Raw genomic sequence first — 16760 nt, 5'->3', positions numbered from 1 at the left:
CTCACGCTCGCGCGTCGTGACGGATCAGGACTGGAGCGATACCAGACTCCTGATAGCCTTGTCATCCGGGCCGCGACATGCCATCCGCGCCAAGCGGGATCATTCCGAGGAGTCGAGAGATGCAGCCAACCGTTCCATCGACCGAGCGCGCCGCGCGTCTCGTTGGACAATACGCGCTGGTGACCGGCGCCGCGCAGGGCATCGGCCGTGCGATCGCGGTGCGCTTTGCCGAGGAAGGGGCGCATGTCGCGATCAATTTTGGCGGCCCCTCGCCCTCGGGAGATGAGACACTTGCGCTGGCGCAGGCGGCGTCGGCCGCGCGCGGCCATGCTGCGCGCGATCACTTCACGGTGAAAGCCGATATCGGCGTGGAAGCCGACATCGCCGCAATGTTCGAGACGGTGCTACGGCGTTGGCCGCGGCTCGACTGCCTCGTCAACAATGCGGGCTTCCAGCGGGAGTCTCCCAGCGAGGGGCTCGACGTCGACACCTATCGCGCCATCCTCGAGGTCAATCTCAATGGCGCCGTGCTGTGCGCGCGCCATGCGCTCGCGCATTTCGTCGTGCGCGGGGCCGGCAACATCATCAATACGTCGAGCGTGCATCAGATCATTCCAAAGCCCGGCTATCTCGCTTACTCGATCAGCAAGAGCGCGATGGCCGGTCTCACCCGCACGTTGGCGCTCGAATTCGCCGGCCGCGGCATCCGCGTCAATTCGGTCGGGCCCGGCGCGGTGGATACGCCGATCAACGCAGCGTGGACCGGTGACCCGGCCAAGCGCGCGGTCGTGGAGTCGCACATCCCGATGGGGCGGGTTGCGAGCGCTGAGGAGATCGCCGGCGTGTTCGCCTTTCTCGCCTCGTCCGAAGCGAGCTACATCACCGGGCAGACGATCTATGCGTGCGGCGGCATCACACTGTTCGGCGAATTCCGCGACAGCTGGGCGAGCTAAAGCATGATCCGGAAAAGTGCGCAGCGGTTTTCCGAAAAGATCATGCGCAAACAACAATCTAAAGCGCGGTGACGATTCATCCTGATCTCATCGCGCTTTAGTCGCCGGCGGGAAGTACAGGCGCTTCGGATTGTCGTCTTGCAGGTGAGACTCTCTTAAGCATCGCAGGTGCATGGCAGACCTTCGCGGGTGCAGCGATATTTCGTTAAGGCGTGGGTACGATAGTGCGCGCAATTCATGCAATGGAATTGCGATGCAACGATTGGACCCCGACACTCGTCGCGAGCTCGCGCATCTGCTGTACAGCTCGATGCCGCTGGTCGGGACGATTTCGGCTGCTGCCGTCGTGATCGGGACCGTGATGGCCTGGGTCGCACGTGATCCTGGCTACGCCGCGATCACGGCCGCGCTGCTCGTGATCGGTGCATTGCGCGTCATCAAGCTGCTGATGTTCGCGGCGCGCTTCGATCAGCTCGATCACGATGCCATCATCTATTGGGAGCGTCTCTACGGGCTCGGTGCCGCCGCCTTCGGTCTTGCCGTCGGCGCCCTGTCGGCGCGCGCATTTCAGATCGGCGATGGTCCCGGGATCTGGATGTGCTTCGGCCTGTCGATGGCCTTCTGCGTCGGCATCGTGTCGCGGGTCAGCCCCTGGATCGTGATGAGCTCGTCGGCCGTGCTGCTGATTCCGACCGTGATCGCCTGCCTGATGCAGCCCGAGCCGGTGTATCGCATGGGGGCCGGAATGGTGGTGCTGTTCTGGATCACCTTGCGCGGCACGTCCTATCGTCTCACGGCGGCTTTCACCGAGCGGATCACGGCACAGCAGGCGCTCCGCCGACAGGCGCATCAGGATTTCCTCACCGGGTTGCCGAACCGTGCAGCCTTCATCGAGGCGCTTCGCCAGCTCGACCAGCCGGCCGCGATCATCGCGGTCGATCTCGATGGCTTCAAGGGGGTCAACGACCGCTTCGGCCATCAGGCGGGCGACGCGCTGCTGTGCCAGGTCGGCGAGCGGCTGCTGGACTGTCTCGGTGAGAGCGGCCTTGCGGCCCGCTTCGGTGGTGACGAGTTCATGCTGCTGCTGCCGGTCCCGGCAGGCTCCTCTGGACGAGATGCGGCGCTCGCGCTGACCAGGGTGGTCGTGGCGTCGCTCGCGCATCCGTTCTCGCTGACGGGGGGCGTCGTGCAGATCGGCGCCAGCGCCGGCATCTTCCTCGCCGAGCACCGGGCGGCGGAAACGGAGGCGCTGCTCGACCGGGCCGACCGTGCGCTCTACGCCGCGAAGCGCGCCGGCGGCCATCAGTGGCGATGGGCCGATGCCGAAACGGCTTCCGGCGAAGGGGCGCGCTGTCGCGAGGCACCCGCGCTGGCGCCTGCGCTGTAAGGCCATTGCGCGGCCGGTACTGGCGAGGCCGTCGCTGGATCGCTATCCTCGACGCAATGATCATGACAGGCGGGAGGAGCGTTCATGCGAAGCGTCAGGATCGGCGCCGGCGCCGGCTATTCCGGTGACCGCATCGAGCCCGCCATCGAGCTCGCCGACAAAGGCGGGCTGAACTATCTCGTGTTCGAATGCCTCGCCGAGCGCACCATCGCGCTGGCGCAGCAGGCGCGGCTGAAGGACCCGCAGACCGGCTACGATCCGCTGCTGGCTGCGCGCATGCAGGCGGTGCTGCCGCTCTGCCGCGCCAACAAGGTCCGCATCGTCACCAACATGGGCGCGGCCAATCCAGTCGCCGCAGCCGAAGCCACCCGCGCGATCGCGCGCAAGCTCGGACTGACAGGGCTCAGAATCGCGGCCGTCACCGGCGACGACGTGCTGGCGCGATTGAAAGCGGCTGACGCCACGCTCGACACCGGCGACACGATCACCGGTCTCGGCAATCGCATCGTCTCCGCCAATGCCTATGTCGGCGCGCGCGCCATCGCCGAGGCGCTCGCGGCCGGCGCGGATGTCGTGATCACCGGGCGCGCCGCCGACCCGGCGCTGTTCCTCGGCCCGCTGATTCACGAGTTCGGCTGGGCGATGGATGATTGGGACCGGCTCGGGCAGGGGACCGTCGTCGGCCATCTCCTGGAATGCGCCGGCCAGATCACCGGCGGCTATTTCGCCGACCCCGGCTTCAAGGATGTGCCCGAGCTCGCCCGCCTCGGATTTCCGATCGGAGAGGTGCGCGAGGATGGCGAGCTGATCGTCACCAAGGTTGCAGGCTCCGGCGGCTGTGTCACGCCGGCCACCGTGAAGGAGCAGCTGCTCTATGAGATCCATGATCCCGCGGCCTACTATCAACCGGACGTGGTGGCGGATTTCTCGCAAGTCACGGTCGAGGCGATCGGCTCCGATCGGGTCAAGGTTGTCGGGGGCCGCGGCAAACCCAAGACCGGCTTGCTGAAGACCTCGGTCGGCTATCTCGATTCATATGTCGGCGAGGGCCAGATCTCCTATGCCGGCCCCGGCGCCGTCGCGCGCGGCCGGCTCGCGCTCGATATCGTCCGCGCGCGTCTGGCGCTGACGGGCGTGGCCACGAGCGAGCTGCGCTGCGATCTGATCGGGCTCGATGCGTTGCATGGAGAGAGGCTCGCGCAAGGCCGCGAGCCCTCCGAGGTGCGCGTTCGTGTCGCAGGACGGACCGAGACGATGGCCGAGGCGGTCAGGATCGGCAACGAGGTCGAGACGCTCTACACCAACGGACCGGCGGGTGGCGGCGGCGCGTGGAAGTCGGCGCGCGAGGTGATCGCGGTGGCGTCCTGCCTGGTTGCCGAGGACGCGGCGCAGCCCTGCGTTGGCATGCTGGTGGCCTGACATTTCCAGCACTTCACGGATCGGATCATCCGGCGCAAGGTGCCGTCATGGTTACGGTGACCGTGCACAGCGAGAAGCAGATCCATGTATGACGTCATTGTCGTCGGCGGTGGCTCCGCGGGAGCAGCCGTCGCTGCGCGCCTGTCGGACGATTCCGAAAGGCGGGTTCTGCTGCTCGAGGCGGGAGCGGACTGGCGCGCGGCCGACGTGCCCTGGGAGATTGCGACGCCGAACCCGATTCCGATCATTCATGACCGCGCATTCCAGGAGAAATGGCAGTGGCCGCAGCTGATGTCGCGCCGGGTGGCCGGGCAGGACATGCGGTTCTATTGGCGCGGCAAGGGCCTCGGCGGCAGCTCGATGATGAACGGCCAGATCGCGATTCGCGGCGTGGCCGATGCGTTCGACGAATGGGCCGCCAATGGTTGCTCCGGATGGTCGGCGCGGGAGATCATGCCGCTGTTCTCGGTGATCGAGGATGATCTCGCCTTCGGCGACCGCGGCGGACATGGCCGCGGCGGTCCGCTGCCGGTGTATCGCGCGCCGCCGGAGCAATGGGGCCCGATCGATCGGGCCTTGCGCGATGCGGCGCTGGCGAGCGGCTATCCCTGGTGCGACGATCTCAACGGACCCGATGGCGAGGGCGTCGCCTGCTATCCGATCAACAGCCGCGACAGCCGCCGCATCTCCACCAACGAGGGCTATCTGGAGCCGGCGCGGAGCCGCGCCAATCTGGAGATCCGCGGCCGCGCGCTGGTCGATCGACTGCTGATCAGCGATTCCAGGGCCACCGGCGTGCGCGTCCATCTCGAAGCCGAGGGCACAAGGGACATCGCCGCGCGCGAGATCGTGCTGTGCGCCGGCGCCATTCACAGCCCGGCCATCCTGCTGCGCTCGGGCATTGGGCCGGCGGCGGATCTGCAGGCGATGGGCGTCGGCGTCATCCGCGATCTTCCCGTCGGCCGGCACTTCTTCGATCATCCGCTGTTCCGCACCACCATCCAGCTGCGCGAGGCGCTGCGTCCGACCGACCGCGACACCCGCCACACCAATTGCTGCGTCACCTATTCGTCGGGCCTGGCCGGCGGCGGCAAGCGCGACATGATCCTGATTGCCTTCAACCATCGCGGCATCGGCGTGCCCGGCGCGATCGGCGCCGGCCTGTTCAACGCCTTCTCGCGCGGCACTCTGAAGCTCGCCTCGATCGACCCGGCCGTCGACCCGATCGTCGAGGAGAACATGCTGGCCGATGTCAGGGACATCGCACGGATGCGCGATGCGGTGAAGCGGCTGGCCGTGATCACGACACAGCCGGCGCTGCAGGGCGTTGCGGATTGGATCCGCCTCGGCGATACGCCACTCACCTTGCCGCAGGCGGCCGCGCTGCCGGATGCCGAGCTCGACGCGCTGCTGCGCCAGATCACCGGCGACATCCAGCACGCCGCGGGAAGCTGCCGCATGAGCGGCTTCGACGACGATGCCGGCGTGGTCAATCCGGACGGCACCGTCAAGGGCATCGCCGGCCTGCGCGTCGCCGACGCCTCGATCATGCCGTCCGATTGCCGCGCCAACACGCATTTCACGACGGTCGTGATCGGCGAGGCGATCGCCCGGAGGATGCGGCAGAGGTGAGCTGACGAGCTTCATGGGAACTCCTCACCCTGAGGAGCACGCCGAAGGCGGGCGTCTCGAAGGGCTAGGCCACAGCGCGGGCCTCATGGTTCGAGACGCGCCTTCGGCGCTCCTCACCATGAGGGGCTAAAGCCGGCGGCACCGCCCACCGGACCGTGAAGGAGCGGCCGGGGTCTCTCCACGACGTCATTGCGAGCGCAGCGAAGCAATCCAGGGGCCGCATGCGTGGCCCTGGATTGCTTCGTCGCTGCGCTCCTCGCAATGACGATGGAGAGAGGGCGTCCGGTGGCAGGTGATGCAGCCGCTGACCTTGAACCTCACGCGATCGCGAACCGCAGGCCGGCGCGGGCGCGGCCGCCGGAGATCGCGATCGGCGTGCCGTCGGCGCGCCAGCACGCGGCGCCCGTCATCGTGCCGTCGTCGCCGAACGCGATCGCATTCATGCCGCCGGCGACGACCGGCTCGCGCTTGATCTCGTGGCCGCGTGCGGCGAGCGCCGCGGCGACGGCATCGGGAAAGGCCGGCTCCAGCTCCAGCACGCCGCCCTGCGTCCACAGCCGCGGCGCCTCCACCGCCTCCTGGAGCGACATGCCGTGGTCGATCAGGTTGACCAGCGCCTGGAACGCCGAGGGGAAGATGCGCAGGCCGCCAGGAAGACCAAGCGCATAACGCAGCTTGCCGTCGCGCAGCGCCATCATCGGCGCCATCGAGGTGAAGACGCGCTTGCCGGGCGCAATCGACAGCGCGCGGCCCGGATGCGGATCGAAATTGTACATGTAGTTGTTGGCGGTCATGCCGGTGCCCGGGATCTGCACGCAGGCGCCGAACAGGCCGTTGATGGTCTGGGTGGACGCGACGACATTGCCCTCGGCATCGGCCACCGTGACATGCGTGGTGTTGGCGGATTCGGTCGGCGACAGTCCGGGGGTGAAGCTCTGGGCGCGGGCCATATCGATCTGCGCACGCCGCTCGGCGGCGTAGGCCTTCGACGTCAGGCGGTCGACCGGCACGTCGACGAAGGCCGGATCGGCGGTCGCGACCGCGCGATCGGCGAAGGCGATCTTCAGGGCCTCGGCGAGCAGATGCGTTCCGTCGGCCGAGCCGAAGCCGAGCGCCCCGACGTCGAAGCCCTCGAGGATGTTGAGCATCTGCGCGATGTGCACGCCGGACGAGGAGGGCGGCGGCGGGCCGAGGATTTCATAACCGCGATAGGAGCCGCGAATGGGCTCCCGTTCGATCACGCGGTAGGCTTTGAGGTCTGCGAGATCGATCAGACCGCCTTGGCCGGTCATGTAGTTGGCGAGCGCGGTCCCGAGCGGTCCATCATAGAGCGCATCCGGTCCGTGCCCGGCGATCAGCCGCAGCGTCGCGGCGTAGTCGCTCTGGATCACGCGCGTGCCGGCTTTGACTGCCTCGCCGCCCGGCAGGAACAGCGCCGACAGATTCGGATCTCGGGTGAGATCGCTCGCGACCTGCCGGACGCAGTCGTTGAGATAGGCGCTTGCGACGAAGCCATGCTCGGCGAGCCGGATCGCGGGCGCCATCACCTCGTGCAGCGGCAGCCGGCCGAATCGCGCCAGTGCCTCGCACCAGCCTTTCAGCGCGCCCGGCACCGCGACGGCCAACGCGCCGACCGCGTTGCGGCGGTCGCGCGTCTCGCGGGCCAGCGCGATCTCGTCCGACACCGGATCATACATGTCGGCGCTGGCGCGCCGCGGCGCGGTGCTGAGGCCGTCGAGCACGATGTGGCGGCCGTCGGCGAGCCGGATGTGCGACAGTCCGCCGCCGAGAATGCCGACCATCATCGGCTCGACCACGGTGAGCGCGAACAGGGCTGCGATCGCGGCATCGATCGCATTGCCGTCGCGCATCAGCATCTCGGCGCCGGCGCTGGAAGCCAGCGGATGGTTGGTCACCACCATGCCGCGCGCGCCGGTCGCTGGCTGCTTTTCGCAGGTGAAGTCGGCGATGCGGTGGCTGGACGAAGCCATTCGGTGTCTCCTCTGTCGCACTCGATCCTGACCGATCCGTTGCGTCAGGGGAAGAGCGTCGCCGCAGGGACGAACTGATAGGTGCGCGACGCATGGCTCGGCGCGTATCGATCTCTCCCGCCGCGTTCTCATCGCGGCGCATCTATGTTAGGGCTTCCAGCAGTTCCACTTCGCGAGCCCAGCTGATTTCATGCCTCATTACGATCTGATCATTCGCGGCGGGCGTGTGCTCGACCCGGAAACGAACCTCGACACGACGGCGGACGTCGCCATCAAGGATGGCGCGATCGCCGCGGTCGGCGACGTCGGCAGTGCGGCCGATCGGGTGATCGACGCGGCGGGCCTCGCGGTCGTGCCCGGCTTCATCGATCTGCACGCGCACGGCCAGTCGTTGCCGGCGGATCGCATGCAGGCGTTCGACGGCGTCACCACGACACTGGAGCTCGAGGTCGGCGTGATGCCGGTGGCGCGCTGGTATGATGAACAGGCGGCGATCGGCCGTACGCTCAACTACGGCGCGGCAGCGGGCTGGGTGTTCGCGCGCATCGCGACGATGACGACGCAGCAGACCGCGTCGACCATCGGCGGCATGGGCGAGGCGATGCGCGACAAGCGCTGGGTCGAGGAGGTCGCGACACCGGCCGAGACCGCGGAGATCGTCGAGCGCACCAAGCAGGCCCTCGACCAGGGCGGCCTCGGCATCGCCTTCCCGAACGCCTACGCGCCGGGGACCGGCATGAAGGAGCTGTCCGAGCTGTGCAGCCTCGCGGCGAAGCAGGACGTACCGACCTACACCCACATCGCCTACATGTCGAATGTCGACCCGCGCAGCTCGGTCGATGCCTATACCCGGCTGATCGGCCTGGCCGGCTCGACCGGCGCGCACATGCACATCTGTCACTTCAACAGCACCAGCCTGCAGGACGTCGAGCGCTGCGCCGAGCTGGTGCAGACCGCGCAGAGGCAGGGCCTCAAGGTCACGACGGAGGCCTATCCCTACGGCACCGGCTCGACGGTGGTCGGCGCCGGCTTCTTCGCCGATCCCGCGTTCTGCCAGCGCATGGGCACCGGCTATGACGCCATCGAGATGGTGGCCGAGCGGCATCGCCTGGGCAGCCGCGACGAGTTGTTGCAACGGCAGCAGGAGGATCCCGGCGCGCTGGTGCTGATCCATTTCCTCGACGTCGCCGTGAACCAGCGCCACCGTGATCTGCTCGACGTCTCCGTGCTGTTCCCGGGCGGCGCCATCGCCTCCGATGCGATGCCGTGGATTCTGGCCAACGGCACCGACTACACCGGCGACGCGTGGCCGCTGCCTGACGACGCCGTGTCGCATCCGCGTTCATCGGCGACCTTCACGAAATTCCTGCGCGAATGGGTGCTGGACCGCAAGACGGTGTCGCTGATGGACGGCATCGCCAAGTGCACGCTGATCCCGGCGCAGATCCTGGAGACATCGACACCCGCGATGCGCAGGAAGGGCCGGCTGCAGGCCGGCTGCGACGCTGACATCGCCGTGCTCGATCTCGAGAGCGTGCGCGACCGCGCCGACTTCCTCAACATGAACCGGGCATCGGAAGGCGTCAGGCATCTGCTCGTCAACGGCGCGTCCGTCATCAGCGACGGTGATCTCGTGCGCGATGCGCGGCCGGGACGCGCGGTGCGCCGGCCCGTGCTGTCATGATCGTCCCGGTCCTGCTCGTCGCCGGCGCGCTCGGCGCCGGCAAGACCACGTTGCTGAACCATCTGCTCGCCAATCCGGACGGCCGGCGCATCGCCGCCATCGTCAATGATTTCGGCGCCGTCGACATCGATGCGCAGCTGCTCGGCACCGTGACCGAGGAGGTGATCAGCCTGAAGAACGGCTGCATCTGCTGCTCGCTGCAGGGTGACCTGCTGCGCACGCTGTCGTCGGTGATCAAGCGCGATCCGGCGCCCGATGCCATTGCGATCGAGACGTCGGGCATCTCGGATCCGGCCGAGATCATCCGCAACCTGATGGACCCCGTCATCTTCAAAGTCGCGCCGCTCGAGACCGTGGTGACCCTGGTCGATCCGCAGCGGCTGCATGACGAGCCGGCGCTGGAGCAGGATGGGCTGTGGCGCTCGCAGCTGCGCGCCGCCGACTTCGTGCTGCTGACGAAAGCGGATCTCATCGCACGCGACGCGCTCGACGAGGTCCGCGCCGTCGTCGGCCGCTACAAGCCGCAATCGGCGATCTTCGACATTGCGCATGGCGACGTTGCGCCGGACCTGCTGTTCAGCCGCGACCTGCGCGCGCCGCGGACGCTGCCGCCGCGCGCGCCGAGCTCGCCGCTCGCGTTCGCAACCGTCACCTGGACGTCGCAAGCGCCGCTGTCGCTGGCGCGCTTCCAGCAGGTCATCGGCAGGATCGCGCCCCGCACCTTGCGCATCAAGGGCGTTCTGCTGTTCACCGAACATCCCGCTCAGCCGATCCTGTTCCAGTCGGTGGCGACGCGCGGCACCCTGGCGCCCTCGCCGGTGTCGCCGGCCGACGGGCTCACGGCGCAGCTCGTGCTGATCGGACGCGAGGGAGAGTTCGATGCGGACGAGCTGGACGCTCTCCTGCGAGGTGTGGAGGAGTCGTAGATCCGCGTGAGAGGATGGTCGTGCTCAGCCCGCCCGGCGCAGCGTCGTCGCGCCGGCCTCGGCCCAGGTGCACCCGCCGCCGCCGGCGCGCTTGGCCACGTAGAGCGCATCGTCGACCCGCCGCAGCAGCTCGTCGACCGCCTCATCGGTCAGCGGCTGATCGCTGACCAGCAGACCGGCACTGGCGCCGATCAGCACCGGGATATCAGAGAGCAGGAACGGCATCGACAGCGCGCGGACGGCCTCGCGCGCCAGCTCCAGCGCGTCGTCGCGTCCCTGGGCGCCGCCGGCCACCGGCCGCAGCAGCATGAACTCGTCGCCGCCGAAACGTGCGGCAAGGCCACCCGAACCGACGCAGTCCGACAGCCGGATCGCGACCTGACGCAGCAGCTCGTCGCCGGCATGATGGCCGTGCCGATCATTGACGGGTTTGAAGCCGTCGAGATCGATGGCAACGATGGCGACGCTGCCAGTCGTCCGTTCGAGCGTTGTGAGAAACGCCGCCCGATTCGGCAGCCCGGTCAGGAAATCGTGGTTGGCCTGGCGCGCCAGCGCGTGCTTGGCTTCCAGCCGCTCGATGAAGGCGGTGCTGAGATGGCGCGATGCCTCGCGGATCGAGAACCAGAACAGCACGAGCATCGCCGCGCCGAGCTGATAGGGCAGTTCGGGACGCATCAGCCCGGCGATCAGCGTGGGTGCGAACAGCACGGCCGTCGTCGTCAGGACGACCCACGGGCGGATCGCCGCGCGGGACACCATGCCCACGCAATAGGACATCGACAGACCGAAGGCGATCCACGCGCCGGGCGCGTCGTTCAGCTGAAAGGCGCGGAAGGTGAGGGCGCCGAGCGCAAGGCCGAAGGCCGCGGCGCCGGCCGCATAGACCTTCTCCCACAGAATCACGTCGGGGTCGGACAGGCGCCCGCCATGCTGCTTGTAACGGAGCAGGCTGACCACGCGACCGATCGCATTGACGATGATCGCGAACGTGATCGCGATATAGCCGGGGTCGCGATGCATGACCGCGAGCGTCACCGACCCGGTGATCGCGGCCGCGTTGATCGACATCACCTGCGGCAGGGACGTGTAGAGGAGATCGACGAGCTCGCGCCGGATCGCCGGATTCGGATGGATGAATTTTGCGAGCAGCCCATGTCCCATGGCGCCACCATGAGACAGCTTTCCTAACAGTTGATGGCCGCGGCCGCTCTCCGCGCCGCAGGTTCGCAATTACCTTAAATCTTCGTCAATGCGTCTCCGGTCCGGTTCACGGAGCGCGGCTGGGGTCACTCGTCGCATAGATCGGCGTCGCCGTCGACATCCGCGGCGACATCGTCGCCGCCGTTGCCACTCTCGGCGTATCCGCCTTCGGGGCGTCCGCCTTGATGTCCGCCTTGGCGTCGGCCCGGATGTCGGGCTTGGGCGGGTCGAGCTTCAGGGGGCGCAGCGGCTGGCGCTTGGCCATCGCGTCCAGGACGGCGCGGTTGGTCTTCTCGATCCGCTTGGCCGCGGCCACATCGGCGAAGGCGCGGTCGAACTTGCGCATGCGGTAGAACACGATGCCGCGATCGATGTAGGCGTCGTAGTAGCGCGGATCGAGCTGAATCGCGGCGTCGAGGTCAGCCAAAGCGGCGTTCAAATCCCCCTTCTGGAACGACGCCATGCCGCGGTCGCGATAGGCCCGGGCCTCGTTGGACGTCGTGCCGCCGGGCAGGGTTGCGTCCGAGACGCAGGCGGCAGTCGTTGCCTGGCCGCAGGACGCATGCTCCTGCTCGGCCGAAGAGACCGCGTCGACCTTGCTGACCCGGATTGGCAGCGGCTCGGCTGCGGTGGCGGCACTGCCGGTGGTGACGCCGGCCGCCGGCTCGCTGCCGGCATTCGCAGCCGCCTCGCCTGCCGTCGGCGCGACGGATGCGCTTTCGATCGGGTTGGCGGGCACCTCGTGCGGCTTGACCTTGTTGGTCGCGACCACGATCGGCTCGAGGGGCGCGACGGACGCCGCCGACATATGGGTGAAGAGCAGATAGCCTGTCAGCGCCATGGCGGAGGCGCCGGCCACCGCCATCACGCCGGAGGCCACCTTGTGCACCCTGGCCGCGACGACCAGCTTGGACTCCTGCCGATGCTCGTCCCGCGCCGCGCCGAGCAGACGGTCGTAGGCCGTGCGCTGCTCCTTGTCGCCGAGAATGTCGTTGGCGCGGATGATCTGGCGAAACCGCAGCGCGGCGTCGGGATCGCCGGGATTGATATCAGGATGGCTCTCTTTGACCGCCTTGCGGAAGGCCGCCCGGATGTCCTCAGCGTCATCGTCCGGAAGAGCTCCGAGTAAATCGTAAAGCGTCTTCATGGTCGCACTCGCTGCAGGCTTCCTTCGTCTCCGATCGAAAATCCTACGGCGAATTTACGCTGGAGCACTCGAACTAACTGTTTCCGCTTGGCATGATGATCGGTCAATCCGGCGGAAAAATGACTGAAAATGGCGAACTCGGCAGCCATTTCTGCCGAGCTCGGAACCGTCGCGCGCGTACATCCTCGTCGTGATGAGCGCAATCGGAGATTGAATCGTGTTGCTCGGACCGGCTCCCGACCTCCGCTCTCACTCCTGCCGAGGAGAAGGTTTGAAGCCGGATTCAACGACGCTGGCTGACCGGCCGTCATCACGCCGGAGGCGCATCGGGCTTCCCAGCGCGAGGTGGGGGCAGGCGGTCTGCTTGCCGAAGCGGCGGCCCGGCCGCTATACCCTCCGCATGACCGAATTTCATGGCGTCTTTCCCTATCTCGCCTCTCCGATCAATGCCGAGGGCACGATCCGCACCGACGTGCTCGGGCGGCTCTGCGACGACCTGATCCATGCCGGCGTGCACGGGCTGACGCCGCTCGGCTCGACCGGCGAGTTTGCCTATCTCGATCGCGCCCAGCGCATGGCGGTGGTGGAGGCGACCATCGAGGCAGCCAAGGGGCGCGTTCCCGTCATCGCCGGCGTGGCCTCGACCGCGATCGCCGATGCGGTGGCGCAGGCCAAGGCCTACCAGAAGCGCGGCGCGACCGGGATTCTCGCAGTGCTGGAAGCCTATTTCCCGGTCAGCGATGCCGGCATCGAAGCCTATTTCCGGGCGATCGCCGATGCCGTCGACGTTCCCGTCGTGATCTACACCAATCCGCAATTCCAGCGCTCGGACCTGTCGCTCGACGTGATCGCCCGGCTCGCCGAGCATCCGCGCATCAACTACATCAAGGACGCTTCGACCAACACCGGGCGGTTGCTGTCGATCATCAATCGCTGCGGTGATGCCATCAAGGTGTTCGCGGCCTCCTCCCACATTCCGGCAGCCGTGATGCTGATCGGCGGCAAGGGCTGGATGGCGGGACCGGCCTGCATCATCCCGCGCCAGAGCGTGGAGCTCTACAATCTCTGCAAGGCGGCGTGCTGGGACGATGCGCTAGCGCTGCAGAAGAGGCTGTGGCGCGTCAACGAGGCCTTCGCCCGCTTCAACCTCGCCGCCTGCATCAAGGCCGGCCTGTCGATCCAGGGCTACGACGTCGGCGACCCCGTGCCGCCGCAGGCGGCGCTGACATCAGAGCAGCGCAAGGTCGTCGAAGAGGTGCTGCTCGCCCTGGGGTGACACTCAGATGACGGCCCCGCTCTCTCCGCCGTCATTCCGGGGCAGCCCGAAGGGCTGAGCCCGGAATCCATACGCCGTGTCCTCGCCGTCAGGCGGGTTTGAAGAGTTCTTGCCCGTCTTCCTCCACGTCGTCATGCCCGGGCTTGTCCCGGGCATCCACGTCCTTCCGCGCATGTCGAACGACGTGGATGGCCGGGACGAGCCCGGCCATGACAGTGTGGAGAGAGCCGAACTCAAGCTGGGATCCTCATCTGCGAGGACCCCGCAGCGTCAAGGCGGTGGTTGTGTCGTCCGGCAAATCCGCTAAAACCCCATGCAATTACATTGAACTGGCCAAGGATTCTCGAATGAACATTCTTCCCAACAACATGCGCTTCGGTGCGGGGCAGCCCGTGAAACGTCTGGAGGATCAGCGGCTGCTGACCGGGAAGGGACAGTTCATCGACGACAAGCCGGAAGACGGCGCGCTCTGGCTGTACGTGCTGCGCTCGCCGCATGCCCATGCCAAGATCCTCTCGATCGACAGCGCTGCCGCCCGCGACATTCCGGGCGTCGAGGCGATCTACACCGGCGCGGATCTCGTCGCCGACGACATCGGCAGCATCCCCACGCTCGCGATCTTCAAGCGTCCCGACGGCAAGCCGATGACGGTGCCGCCGCGCCGCCTGCTCGCGCATGAGATCGTGCGCTACACCGGCGAGGCCGTCGCGGCCGTGGTCGCCACGTCGCGCGTGATCGCGCAGGAGGCGGCTGAGGCGATCGTGGTCGACTACGAGGTGCTGCCGGCGGTGACCGATCCCGTGAAGGCGATTGAGCCGGGCGCGCCCGCGGTCTGGGCCGAGGCACCCGACAACATCGTCGCCGCCATGAGCTATGGCGATGCCGCCAAGGTCGAGCAGGCCTTCGCCAGCGCCCCGCACAAAGTGTCGCTCGACATCACCAGCCAGCGTCTGGTGCCCTCCGCGATGGAGCCGCGCTCGACCATTGCCGAGATCGAGAAGAAGACCGGCCGGCTGTTGTTGTACGTGCAGTCGCAGACCCCGGCCTCGACCCGCGACGTTCTCGCCGACGCCGTGCTGAAGCGGCCGAAGGAGAGCATCCGCGTGCTGGTCGGCGACATCGGCGGCGGTTTCGGCCAGAAGACCAACCTCTATCCCGAGGACGGCATCGTCGCCTATGCCGCGACCAAGCTGTCCAAGAAGATCCGCTGGCGCGCCGAGCGCACCGATGAGTTCGTCGGCGGCACCCATGGCCGCGACCTCACCTCGACCGCGGAGTTCGCGCTCGATGCCAAGGGCAAGGTGCTGGCCTATCGCGTGCGCTCGATCGGTGCCACCGGGGCCTATTCGTCGGGCGCAGCCAACATCATCCCGCTGGTGCTCGGACCGTTCGTGCAGACCGGGGTCTACGACCTGCCGCTGGTGCATTTCGAGGTGAAGACCGTCATGACGCATACGGCGCCGGTCGGTGCCTATCGCGGCGCCGGCCGTCCCGAGGCGGTGTTCATCGTCGAGCGGCTGTTCGACACCGCCGCGCGCCAGATCGGCATCGATCCGCGCACCATCCGGAAAGCGAACTACATCAAGCCGGCGCAGCTGCCCTACACCAACGCCGTCGGCCAGGTGTATGATTCCGGCGCCTTCGCCCACATGCTGGAGCGCGCCGCCAAGCTCGCCGACTGGGACGGCTTCAACGCGCGCAAGCGCGAGGCGAGGAAGCGCGGCATGCTCTATGGCCGCGGCCTGACCAGCTACATCGAATGGACCGGCGGCCGCGCCCACACCGAGAAGGTGTCGCTGCATGCGACGTCGGAGGGCCGCGTCATCCTGCATTCCGGCACCATGGCGATGGGGCAGGGGCTGCAGACCACCTACACGCAGATGATCTCTGACACGCTCGGCATTCCCCTGGACAAGATCGACGTCGTGCAGGGCGACACGGACCTGGCCACCGGCTTCGGCAGCGTCGGCTCGCGCTCGCTGTTCGTCGGCGGCACGGCGGTCGCGGTGTCGTCGAACGACCTGATCACCAAGGCCCGCGAGAAAGCGTCGAACCTGCTGGAGACGGCCGTCGAGGACATCGAGTATCGCGACGGTGTCCTCACCGTCGTCGGCACCGACCGCCGCATCAGCCTGTTCGACATCGCCGGGAAGGAGCAGGGCGCCAAGCTGTCGGTCGACAGCGAGGGCGAGGTCGACGGACCGAGCTGGCCGAACGGCACGCATATCTGCGAGGTCGAGATCGATCCGGACACCGGCATCAGCCGCGTCGTGCGCTACACCACGGTCGACGACGTCGGCGTCGCGGTGAATCCGATGCTGGTGGCGGGCCAGATCCACGGCGGCGTCGCCCAGGGCATCGGCCAGGCGTTGTACGAGAACGTCGCCTACGACGCCGACGGCCAGCTGTTGACCGCGACTTATCAGGACTACTGCATCCCGCGCGCCGACGACGTGCCGCCGATCGTGGTCACGCTCGACGATTCCGCGCCGTGCAAGACCAACCCGCTCGGCGCCAAGGGCTGCGGCGAATCCGGCGCCATCGGCGGCCCGCCCTGCGTCACCAACGGCGTCATGGACGCGCTTTTCGAGCTCGGCATCACCAACCTGCAGACCCCGCTGACGCCGGAAAAGGTGTGGGCCGCGATCCGCGATGCGAAGGCGAAGAAGGCGGCGTAAGTCCCGACAAATAGGGCGCGACGCTCTCGCCAGAGCGACGGTCCGCTCCCTCTCCCCGTTCTTACGGGGAGAGGGCTGGGGTGAGGGGCAGCCACACGGGCGGTGCGAGTAGTTAAACTCCATTCCTGTCTGTTCAACTTCACCTTGATCCAGGAGAGTTAGTTGGGCCCGAATTGACGCTTCCCGTGCGGCGGCCCCTCACCCCGACCCTCTCCCCGTGAAGAACGGGGAGAGGGGGCGCATCGCGGCCGGCGCTGCTATTTGCGGTCCAGCGGAAATTTTAGCACGGCGCTGAAATCGCCTGCGACGAGTGGAATGCGACGCTCTTGCCAGAGCGACGGTCCGCTCCCTCTCCCCGTTCTTACGGGGAGAGGGCTGGGGTGAGGGGCCGCCACGGTATGAACCGGGCTGATTCCTGACGTTTTAGACCGGGTTGATTCCTGACAGGCCAATTTCGTCTGATTCGA

At 67.4% G+C, this 16760-nt stretch carries 11 protein-coding genes; 8 read left to right on the top strand and 3 right to left on the bottom strand.

All coding sequences use genetic code 11. The features are described 5' to 3' along the window. The first annotated feature begins 119 nt into the window (after positions 1-119). The 4 genes from QX108_RS30620 (at position 120) to QX108_RS30605 (ending at position 5391) form a co-directional block, all read left to right on the top strand. The gene (locus tag QX108_RS30620) at positions 120-953 is read left to right on the top strand and encodes an SDR family oxidoreductase (RefSeq protein ID WP_315786055.1); all 834 of its coding nucleotides are present in this window, start codon (positions 120-122) and stop codon (positions 951-953) included. 253 nt (positions 954-1206) lie between these two features. Next, entirely contained in the window at positions 1207-2340 is a 1134-nt protein-coding gene (locus tag QX108_RS30615; protein ID WP_315786053.1) for a GGDEF domain-containing protein, read from the top strand. An 84-nt stretch (positions 2341-2424) separates the two neighbouring features. Beyond that, entirely contained in the window at positions 2425-3759 is a 1335-nt protein-coding gene (locus tag QX108_RS30610; protein ID WP_315786050.1) for an acyclic terpene utilization AtuA family protein, read from the top strand. Between the two features lie 84 nt (positions 3760-3843). After that, positions 3844-5391, top strand: a complete 1548-nt coding sequence (locus QX108_RS30605) for a GMC family oxidoreductase (RefSeq protein WP_315786048.1) — start codon at positions 3844-3846, stop codon at positions 5389-5391. Positions 5392-5708: 317 nt separating this feature from the next. On the opposite strand, the gene ggt is transcribed toward QX108_RS30605, so the two are convergent. Further along, complete coding sequence (gene ggt, locus QX108_RS30600; RefSeq protein WP_315786045.1) at positions 5709-7382, bottom strand: gamma-glutamyltransferase; 1674 nt, start codon at positions 7380-7382, stop codon at positions 5709-5711. Positions 7383-7572: 190 nt separating this feature from the next. Here ggt and QX108_RS30595 point away from each other — a divergent pair, with 190 nt between their 5' ends. Both QX108_RS30595 and QX108_RS30590 read left to right on the top strand, forming a co-directional pair. Then, positions 7573-9066: an amidohydrolase family protein gene (locus QX108_RS30595; RefSeq protein WP_409998572.1), complete on the top strand. Its 1494-nt coding sequence runs from the start codon at positions 7573-7575 to the stop codon at positions 9064-9066. Then, the gene (locus QX108_RS30590) at positions 9063-9992 is read left to right on the top strand and encodes a GTP-binding protein (protein ID WP_315724932.1); all 930 of its coding nucleotides are present in this window, start codon (positions 9063-9065) and stop codon (positions 9990-9992) included. The genes QX108_RS30595 and QX108_RS30590 overlap by 4 nt, the downstream gene beginning before the upstream one ends. Before the next feature lie 24 nt (positions 9993-10016). On the opposite strand, the gene QX108_RS30585 is transcribed toward QX108_RS30590, so the two are convergent. Continuing rightward, positions 10017-11153, bottom strand: a complete 1137-nt coding sequence (locus QX108_RS30585; RefSeq protein WP_315786040.1) for a GGDEF domain-containing protein — start codon at positions 11151-11153, stop codon at positions 10017-10019. Positions 11154-11259: 106 nt separating this feature from the next. Further along, positions 11260-12339: a DnaJ domain-containing protein gene (locus QX108_RS30580; RefSeq protein ID WP_315786037.1), complete on the bottom strand. Its 1080-nt coding sequence runs from the start codon at positions 12337-12339 to the stop codon at positions 11260-11262. A 400-nt stretch (positions 12340-12739) separates the two neighbouring features. Between QX108_RS30580 and QX108_RS30575 the strand changes: the two genes are divergently transcribed. Both QX108_RS30575 and QX108_RS30570 read left to right on the top strand, forming a co-directional pair. Next, positions 12740-13615, top strand: a complete 876-nt coding sequence (locus tag QX108_RS30575; RefSeq protein WP_315786034.1) for a dihydrodipicolinate synthase family protein — start codon at positions 12740-12742, stop codon at positions 13613-13615. A 347-nt stretch (positions 13616-13962) separates the two neighbouring features. After that, positions 13963-16293, top strand: a complete 2331-nt coding sequence (locus QX108_RS30570) for a xanthine dehydrogenase family protein molybdopterin-binding subunit (RefSeq protein ID WP_315724940.1) — start codon at positions 13963-13965, stop codon at positions 16291-16293. Positions 16294-16760: the final 467 nt, after the last annotated feature.

The sequence above is a fragment of the Bradyrhizobium sp. SZCCHNR1002 genome, assembly GCF_032381435.1.
In the GTDB taxonomy this organism is placed as follows: Bacteria; Pseudomonadota; Alphaproteobacteria; order Rhizobiales; family Xanthobacteraceae; genus Bradyrhizobium; species Bradyrhizobium aeschynomenes.
This window is presented reverse-complemented; position numbering and strand designations above follow the sequence as displayed.

What these genes read in the sequence shown, in the direction of transcription:
- QX108_RS30620 (WP_315786055.1), top strand. Translation starts at nt 120, where the DNA reads ATGCAGCCAACCGTTCCATCGACCGAGCGCGCCGCGCGTCTCGTTGGA.
- QX108_RS30615 (WP_315786053.1), top strand. Translation starts at nt 1,207, where the DNA reads ATGCAACGATTGGACCCCGACACTCGTCGCGAGCTCGCGCATCTGCTG.
- QX108_RS30610 (WP_315786050.1), top strand. Translation starts at nt 2,425, where the DNA reads ATGCGAAGCGTCAGGATCGGCGCCGGCGCCGGCTATTCCGGTGACCGC.
- QX108_RS30605 (WP_315786048.1), top strand. Translation starts at nt 3,844, where the DNA reads ATGTATGACGTCATTGTCGTCGGCGGTGGCTCCGCGGGAGCAGCCGTC.
- ggt (WP_315786045.1), bottom strand. Translation starts at nt 7,382, where the DNA reads ATGGCTTCGTCCAGCCACCGCATCGCCGACTTCACCTGCGAAAAGCAG.
- QX108_RS30595 (WP_409998572.1), top strand. Translation starts at nt 7,573, where the DNA reads ATGCCTCATTACGATCTGATCATTCGCGGCGGGCGTGTGCTCGACCCG.
- QX108_RS30590 (WP_315724932.1), top strand. Translation starts at nt 9,063, where the DNA reads ATGATCGTCCCGGTCCTGCTCGTCGCCGGCGCGCTCGGCGCCGGCAAG.
- QX108_RS30585 (WP_315786040.1), bottom strand. Translation starts at nt 11,153, where the DNA reads ATGGGACATGGGCTGCTCGCAAAATTCATCCATCCGAATCCGGCGATC.
- QX108_RS30580 (WP_315786037.1), bottom strand. Translation starts at nt 12,339, where the DNA reads ATGAAGACGCTTTACGATTTACTCGGAGCTCTTCCGGACGATGACGCT.
- QX108_RS30575 (WP_315786034.1), top strand. Translation starts at nt 12,740, where the DNA reads ATGACCGAATTTCATGGCGTCTTTCCCTATCTCGCCTCTCCGATCAAT.
- QX108_RS30570 (WP_315724940.1), top strand. Translation starts at nt 13,963, where the DNA reads ATGAACATTCTTCCCAACAACATGCGCTTCGGTGCGGGGCAGCCCGTG.